General features: G+C 57.7%; 2 protein-coding genes. Both read right to left on the bottom strand.

Features of this window, described 5'->3' with window-relative positions:
- Nucleotides 1-439: 439 nt before the first annotated feature.
- Entirely contained in the window at nucleotides 440-6,430 is a 5,991-nt protein-coding gene (locus NHH03_RS07495; protein WP_253155145.1) for a WD40 repeat domain-containing serine/threonine protein kinase, read from the bottom strand.
- Nucleotides 6,427-8,737, bottom strand: a 2,311-nt coding sequence (locus NHH03_RS07490) for a hypothetical protein (protein ID WP_253155144.1), incomplete at its 5' end; no start/stop codon positions are given. The genes NHH03_RS07495 and NHH03_RS07490, both read right to left, overlap by 4 nt.

Raw genomic sequence — 8,737 nt, 5'->3', positions numbered from 1 at the left:
AGCGCAGCGAGCAAACCGCCACCCTAGGTTGCGAGGCACCGGGAACACGCGCTGCCCGGCGGGATTCGGCGGCAAAGCCGCCGAATCCCGCCGGGCAGAGCGTGTTCCCGGTGCTCGCAACCTAGGGTGGCGGTTTGCTCGCTGCGCTCACAAGACCTGACCCTAGGCTAGGTGTGTCTAACGCCGTTGGCGTAAAGAGACCGCAACCAGAGTCAAAATCTTCGCCACACGGTTTTCCACGGTTGCGGCCGCTGGCGTGCCGCTGCGGAGACAGGGCTGCTCGTGCTAGCTCAAAACGTGAGGCGATTGTTCAATCTCTCACCCTGCAAACCCACCCTGTTGAGTCGTGAGCGAAGCTGCACGGCCTCGAGAAGAGAGAGGCAATGAAAAAAACCCCAGCCCCTTTTAACTCGGCAATGAAAAAAAAAACCAGCCCCTTTTAACTGCGGCTTGCCATGTCATCGGTGGACGTGTCGTCTGCGCCGGCTAGTTCTTCGTCGATTCGACCGGTTTCGACTTCAATGGCAAATTCAGTGGTGATCGCTGTTGGGTAAAGTACCTGCTGTTGATCATCGCCAAGCGAGGCTTCTTTTACCGGTTGATCGTTGTAGCTGATTCCTGTGATTTCGATTTTTACTTGACGGGTCGCACCCGACATCTCTTCCAGTTGACGCGATGTATTCAAGCCGACCGTCCGCAGCGATGTGTCTTGGGCACCGATTTGATAGGCCAAGGTTCGCAGCAATGTCTGCACCGCGGCGGTATCGGCAGCGTCGCTGAGTGAGACCTGTAATCGATTCGAATCGACTGCTGTGGGGGCTAGCATCCCGACGATCAGTGGGACCGCGTTTTGATGCGCGTGATAGATCAATGCGGTTTGATCGCCCGCACTAGCCATTTCGATTTTGGCGCCCGCGGAATCTTCCGTCGAACGCAACAGCAGTCGTTCCCCGGGCATGAGTTGATCGCCCAGTGAGACGACCAATTCAGCATTGGCGAAACTGGCGAGTCGGCTGGGATCGCTGAGGACGGCTGACGCATCCAAGTTGACCGGGCCGGAATTGGCTTGGTAATTGAACTGATCCCGCGAGAAGGAGATCGAAATCGGTGCGATCGCTTGTCCGGTCCAAATGATGGTGCGGCCTTCGACCCCGGACGACAGCAAATTTCGACCGTTTGGTGAGATCGAGACCGAACTGACGCCCCGATGCTCTTCTAGTGTCAGTAATTCCTTGATCCATTTTTCGTTCTCTGGACCGGCATCTTGCTGGGCTTCAATGACTCGGCTGGTGTCCCAGATCACGATTCGTTTGTCACGGTAGCCAGAAACGAAACGGCGTCGATCGTGCGACAGCGTCATCGATGTCATGCCTTTGGCGTCTTCGGTTGCCATCGTGGCGATCAAGTGCCCCAAGGAGTCCCAAAACAGCACGGTGCGGTCGCCATCGGAGGTGACCAGCCAACTGCCATCGGCGGCATAGGTGGCAAATTGCACGGCGCCGGTCTTTGGGGGTTGCGGATCCAATTCAAAACTATCTTGGTCGTTGCGGCGCCAAATCATGGCTCCGTCGCTGGCACAGGCCAAGATCTGTTTTCCATCGGGTGAAAACAGCACGCTGTTAAATTGCTGGTTTGCTTGATCCGATTGGAATTGCTGCTGGATGTTCCAAGTGTCGGTGTATTGCCAGAGTTTCCAGACGCCATTGGCATCGGCGGAAACGATGCGGTCGGCATTGGTCGGATCAAAGGTCGTGGACACGATCGCGGATTGATGTTCGCCACTCAACTGGGCCGCCGCGCCAACACTTTCACTCCAAACATCGCCGTCGAGTTCCCAGATTCGGACGTTTCCTTCTCGATCCCCGACCACCAGACGATTTGTAAGTCCGGTCTTTGGATTGATTGAAAAATCGACCGTGGTGATCGAAAGAGCCGGTCGGAAGCTGGCGGTCAATCGAGTGAAGCGTTGTTGTTTGTAATCATCAGCCGCCCATAGACGCGCCCCTTTGCCGCCGACAACGAGCAACTGTTGTCCGCTAGGATCCTCACCGAGGACCGCCGCAGCGATTTCGCCTTTGGTGGCTGAGGGCAGTGCTGTGAAATTCGCTTGCTGCTGTTGCCAATCCCAGAAACCCAGCCGATAACCAGACCAACGTTTCGGATTGGTCTCTTGAAGGTTGGCATTGGAATTCCGATCGGGAAAAAACAGGCTCAGCATGACGCGGTTGTCTTCGCTGGTGAATTGAGCCGACTGCACCGAGGGTTGGTTTCCAGCCCAATCACGGTTGTCACTGGGATCCTGATTGATCAACTGGGATTCAATGATCGGTTGATCACCGTCGATCCGAAACACTTGGGCGACCGGCAGATTTTCGGATTCGACCGGAGCATGACCGACCACCAACAACGCGCCATCTTGGGAGAGATCCAGTGCAGTGACTGGGCCAGACCAAGGGAATTGTTGTTGTGGTGCGCCGGTTTGGGTGTCCCATTGCCGAACCTGGCCGTCAACACTGGCCGTGATCAATGATTGGCCGGAGGGCAGAAACGCGGCGGCGCTGACGGCTGAGCCGTGGGCCAGGAACTGGACCAATTGAACTGGTTGTGCTGTGACGGCGTCGACTTGGTACACAAAACATTCGCCTCGCGAATTGCCGACGACAAAGAAGTCGCCTTGATCCGAAAACGAAACGGCGGTGACATCGGGGATTCCGCGTTTCAATTGGCGCAGCCGACTAAAATCAGCGTCGTTCAAACTGACAAGCGAGATCGAATCTGCGGTCGCCGAGTCGGCGGGGGAATTGGACAGTCCCATTTGTTGACTGATCCGGTCCCGAGCATAGTCCACCAACAGCGGCCGTTTGGCGACCGGGTGGCCGGATTTGATTTGCCAGAACCAAGCGGGATGCATGCGGTCATCGCTACCGGACACGACCAGCGCGGTGGAATCATTCGGTCGCCAGGAAACCGATGCGGCACCGCGGTAACCGGTCCCGGATAACTTGCTCGATTGCGTGCCGCGGGAAACGTCCCACAATCGAGTCGTGTTGTCGCCGGCGGAAGTCAGCAGTTGTTTGCCGCCGTCAAAAAATTTCCCGGTCGCGGTCAACAGTGCATGTCCGTCGACGAGCAATTGACTGGCGGCGCGCTGTCCCGATTGCAGGTCCCAGACAGCCACGGTGCCATTGGTGTAGGCGGTGGCGACCCAACGCCCGTCTGGTGAATAGAGCGCTTTGGAGGCATCCGAGAGTCCCAGTTCGCCGGGTTGTGAACCAAACCGGCGCTCGGCGATGGGGAACAATTCACGTGGCATCGAGTAGTTCTGCCAATCCCACAATTTCACGCCGTCGTAGGCCGCGGACAACACCGCCTGGCCGGACTGGGTGAACGTACACGAGCGGACCCACCGTCCATGCCCTCGCAACACCTTGTCCAACGTCCAGCCGTCACCCAGTGGGTTCCAAACGCGAACGGTGTTGTCGTTGCCGGCGGTCAAGATAAAGTCGCGAGAATCAACAGTGCCGACTGAGATCGAGCGAATACTGGCTTCGTGTTGTTGGTGTTCGCTACCGATCTGCTGCATGGGCATTTTTTCAACCGGGCGGCCTTCGAGTCGAGCTTCGAAATCAGATTGGTCGCTAGCGGCCAGACTGTCTTGATTGCCGCGCAGATTCCATCGCAGCAATCGTCGGTCGTAACCCCCGGAGATCACGGTGCGCCCGTTGGGCGTGAACACGGCGGCGTACACCGGGCCTTCGTGGCCGCGGAAATCATGAATCTTCGTTGCTTGCGGATCACCGTCGCGGGTCTGCCAGACCCTGACCCGACCGTCGTCACAGGCCGTCACGATGTCACGGCCATCGGGCGAGAATCTGGCGCACCAAACCTGGCGATCCGAGTGGTCTCGCATCGTCGTCAGGCGTTCGCCCGTTGACCGGTCCCAAACCACGGCGGTCCGATCAGCCGCGCTGGAGACCAGTTTTTGGGTATCTGTCGAAAACGACAAACTCAGCACTTCCGCCGTGTGCCCGCTGAGCGACAACAGTGGTTCGGGGAACGAACCGGATTGCAGATCCCACAGCGAAATCGGGAACTTGCCGGACTGGGATTGACCGATCAACGCTTGGCGATCGGTGCCCGCGGCGGCGATGTAGCGACCGTCATTGGAAACCGCAATCGCACTCAGCTTGCTGCCAAACTGTAGGGTCGATGGTTCCGGCAATGGTTGTGTCGGATTCACCTTCTGCCAGACGACCACCCGTCCGTCCTCGGTTCCGGCGGCAAATGTCGCACCGTCCTGGGAACTGGCGACGGTTTCGATGCGCTGGGCCGGCAGCAAGTCTTGCACCGGTCCTGGACTGGAGGCATGTGCCAGCAGTCCCCATTCGATGTGACGCAATTTTGACATCACTGAATCAGAATCAGGGTCCAGACTGGGTTCCAACCCCGCCAGGATCGGAGCCGCCTTGTTGAACTGATTGCGGCGAATGGATTCAGCCGCCAACCCGATTTCGGACGAATACGCAGCTTCCTCGGCGTTGCGTTTTTGTTGTCGCGCGGTTCCTTCGGCGCGCCTCGCTTCGACCTTTGCTAACACAGCGGTGTCACGTGCGGTGCGCGCCGTTTGTTCGGCCCGACGAGCCTTGTCGGCTTCGCTGACAGCGAGTGCAGCGGCGTTGTCGGCATTGAGTTTTTCGCGAACGGCCTCGACACGTCTGCGGTCGAGTTCACCATTCTTTTTATCCAGTTCTTTGTTTTTGGAAACCGTGATCACAACCACCGACAACACGGCGACCAATGCGGTGCCGGCAGCGATTTTTGAAAACCATGCCAATCGTCGTCGCGACGAACGTTTGGTTTCCAGTTTGGTCAACAGATCACGGTGATCTGGATTGGTGGGATCCAGGATCGAGATGCCGAGTTCAAAGTTCTCTTGATCAAGTGCATTTTGAGCATGGGCCACGGTGGCAAGTCGCAATCCCGTCGCTGCCGATGCGTTTCCTTTCCATAACCGCAGCGCTTCTTCATAGGCGAATCGTGCCCGAGCAAATTCGTCGCTGCTGCCTTGCTGTTTGGCATGTCCCAGGTGCTGGTCGGCACTTTCAGACAGCTGAATACTCTCTCGGTGCGATTGGTATTCACGCAGTGCGTCTTGCAGTTCTTTGACCGATTGGTAGCGATCGATCAGATTGGTGGCCATCGCGCGGCGTGCGATGTCCACCAATTCTCCGCTGCGAGTGGTCGGCGTAATTTCGTTGGCTGCCGCCGACAACAGAGCTTCACCGGTGTCACCGGTTCGCGGGTGGGGTGGCGTCCCGGTGACGATTTCATAGAGCACTGCGCCCAGCAAATAGACGTCGCTGACCACGCCCAATTCCGATGGATTGTGGGCGGCCATTTCCGGTGCCATGTAGGCCGGGGTGCCGGCCGGTCCGGTGGCCACGGCGGCCCACGGCTGGTCTGGATCTCTGGCAACCGAGACAGCAATCCCCCAGTCCATCACGGAGACTTCGCCGAATTCTCCGACCATCACGTTATGCGGTTTGATATCTCGATGCAAAAAGTTGCGATCGTGTGCGAACGCGATCGCATCGCAAACCTTCATCAGGATTTCCAAATTTTCCTGATCGGATTTTTCCGTAATGAATTCGTTCCAGGGTCGTCCCTGAACGTGTTTCATCGAATAGAACGGCAGGCCGCTGGAATCGCGACCGAGTTCGTAGATGGGAACGATATTGGGGTGTTCCAATTTCCCCGTCACGACGACTTCGGAAATGAATTGGCTTTCACCCAGGCTGCCGGCACCAGCCAATTCCGCCTTGGGAACTTTGACCGCGACGTTTCGATCGAGCGAGGTTTGGCGTGCCGACCAAACCTGGCCCATGCTGCCTTCGCCGATGACATCGTTCAGTTCGTAGTCGCCCTCACCATTGACATTGATATTTTGTTTTGGATTTGTGATCCGTCGCGTGGCGATGCTGAGTGTTGGGTTCTCGCGTTTAGTGCCTTCGTTCGGCGTTTGCGAACTGAGGGTGTGTTCGGCGTTGGTCACGCTGCGATTGAGAGTCGATTGCCAGGTCATTTCGACACGGCGTCGAAATTGAGGCGACAGTCGACGTGGCTGGATCAGACCCTCGCTGTCGGAAACCTCGATTCCCGAATCGTCTGGCTGGACCGCCGAGGGATCAAACGGCCCAGGTGCGTTGCCGCCGTCGCTATCGGCGGTGGGCGGAATCGGTTCCGGCGCGGCAGTTGGCAGGGCTGCGGTGGGTGCGATGGTGGCCAGCGACGCGGCAGGCTGCTCCGTGGGGTGATGTTCGACAACTTCTTCGTTGCCGTTGAAAAAGCTGGCACAACTTCCACAACGCCCGTTGGCTTGGTCACTTTCGTTACATTCAGCGCCACAGTAGGAACAGATTACAACCATCATGCTGGCTTCCTGGATAACGGTCGGGGGCGGTTGTAGCGTTGGAGAAACGAGGAACCCGGGCGTCGTTTCTGACTCGGACGCGGCATCCCGGCGGCCAACAAGACACTGCCGGTGGAGACCACCGGGACGCTGCCAAGCCGCTCGGCAACACTTGGTGTCGGCCGATCGAGGGCTGCTGATTGATCCGCTGGTGCGATCGGTTGCCGTGGCTGGCCAGTTTCCACTTCCTGTTGATCGGCAGGAACGTCTACCGCGTCTTCACTTTGAGCTTCAATCGGTTGACCGTCACGAATGATAAAATCAAGCACGAGCCGCTCCGTTTGGCCTTCGATCAGGTAGATTCGATAGCGATCATCCGGTAGCCGTTTGAATAACTCTGGCAGTTGGCTGAGTTCAAAACCCGCTTCGGAATCGGGATCTTCCATGTCGCGAAGGCGATACTCTTGATCATCCTGCATCAACTTGACTTCGCCCTCAGAACCAAATGTGACGATTCGCAGGACGTAGTAACGCTGGTTGGCCTGTTGGGTCGTTCCGATCGAGTTGTTGAATTCCTGCGGTGCCTGAATCGTGTAGACCCGCTGCGGTTCGGGGACGTTTATGATTGCCGGGCCGACCCGTTGTGCCACGGCCGCTTGTTCAATCTCGGGGAGTGGCAAAAAGAACGGCAGAATCGGTGTTGATACTTCCAGTACGATCGACTGTGACGAAAACTGACCGAGATCCAACAGGGATTGGCCGCCGCTAAACAGATTAATCGTTCCAGCAGCAAACTCGGTGATGCTGAGAATGACGGTGATGTCGGCCGAGGGATTGGATGGGTCGGGTGCGTTTTCGTAGGTGTGAGTGAACGATTCGACAATGGTTGAGTCTTGAATTTCTGATTGCACCACCTGGTCCCGGGGATCACCAGGGGCCGGTTCTGGAGTCGGCACAGTGGACTCGCCTTCCTGCCAATCGATCTGGATCACGATGTTTTCGCCCTGCGAATCTTGCAGAACGATGTCGATCGTCGCGTCGCGATTGGAATCGCTGAGCGCTCCGCTGGTGCTGGCACTGCCTAAGAAAGGATTGGTGGCATTGAGCAATTGGCCACTGACTTGTCCCTGGTCGGTGCGGAACAGCGTGTCGTTGTCAAAGAACAGTCCACTGCTGCTGGCGGCCGTCACCGAAATGGATCCATTGGTCGCGGTCACATCACCATCGGCGCCAAGCGAAACCGTCGATCCATCCAAGGAAATGTTCGCTGTGCCGCCGGCCGTGACGGCGTCCAAAACGGTCATTGCGCCGTCGGAGGAGATTTCGATGCCGCCGTCGCTGGTTTCGATGCCGTCAAGTGTCACATCGCCGGAGTCATTGACAAAAATTCCGCCCGGTGCAGTGGTCTGCGCCGAGAGCGTTCCGACTTGCACATCCAGTGGACCGTCGCCACCGGTCTGGCCGATCGCACCGCCGGCCGTCAGCGACAGAGCGCCTGATGTGGTGATGCTGATGGTGTCGTTGCTGACCGTCTCGCCGATCGAACCACTCGAATCGATCGTCACGTCGCCGCTGCCGCCGTCCACCACATAGTCTGCAAGATTCAGATTCCCGCTGGTGGAGGTCAGTTCGATGGTTCCGGTTCCGGCGTTCTGGACCGTCGCTGCGGCGGCGCTGCCGCTGGCAAGTGTGATGGTTGCCGCTTCAATGGACAGCTCCGTTCCATCGCCACCGGCGATAATTTGATTGCCTGTGGTGACTGACAAGGATCCACTGGCATTGATATCGATGTCGCTACCGCGGACGATCGAGTTCACATCAATATTGGCGGCCGACAAGCTCGTGTCGCCGTCGCCGGAGTTGACGGTTTCGTCGATTTGTAAATTGCCGCCATTGGACGTTAACGCGATGTCGCCACCGCCGTTGGTTGTCACTCCGGTCACCCCATGATCCCCCACGCCCACCAGCAAGTCGCCGGTTTGGTTGATGTAGATTCCACCGGAGAGCGTGGTTTGTGCGGCGAGGGTGCCGACATTCGTGTCGAGTGCCTGGTCGGCTCCGTCGGCACCGATGCCGGTGGCGGCTGAGAGTGTCAACACGCCGGCGGTCGAGATGTTGGTGCTGGTGTTGGTGGCGGCTTCGGCGATCGCACCGGCCGCAGCAGTCAACGTGACTGCAGCGTTTCCAGACGTGATGCTATTGACGCTGATATCGCCCAGGGTGGCGGTGTAGTCCAGCAGACGGTCGCTGTTGTTGTGCACGACCGAGTTGATTTGATGGTTGTCGTTGATATCGACCAAGTCACCATCGCTATAGTCGATGTCGATG

The organism is Stieleria tagensis (genome assembly GCF_024129865.1).
In the GTDB taxonomy this organism is placed as follows: domain Bacteria; phylum Planctomycetota; class Planctomycetia; order Pirellulales; family Pirellulaceae; genus Stieleria; species Stieleria tagensis.
This window is presented reverse-complemented; position numbering and strand designations above follow the sequence as displayed.

Bases quoted from the DNA above. Each gene is read 5' to 3' on its own strand.
- NHH03_RS07495 (WP_253155145.1), bottom strand. From the start codon at position 6,430: ATGATGGTTGTAATCTGTTCCTACTGTGGCGCTGAATGTAACGAAAGT.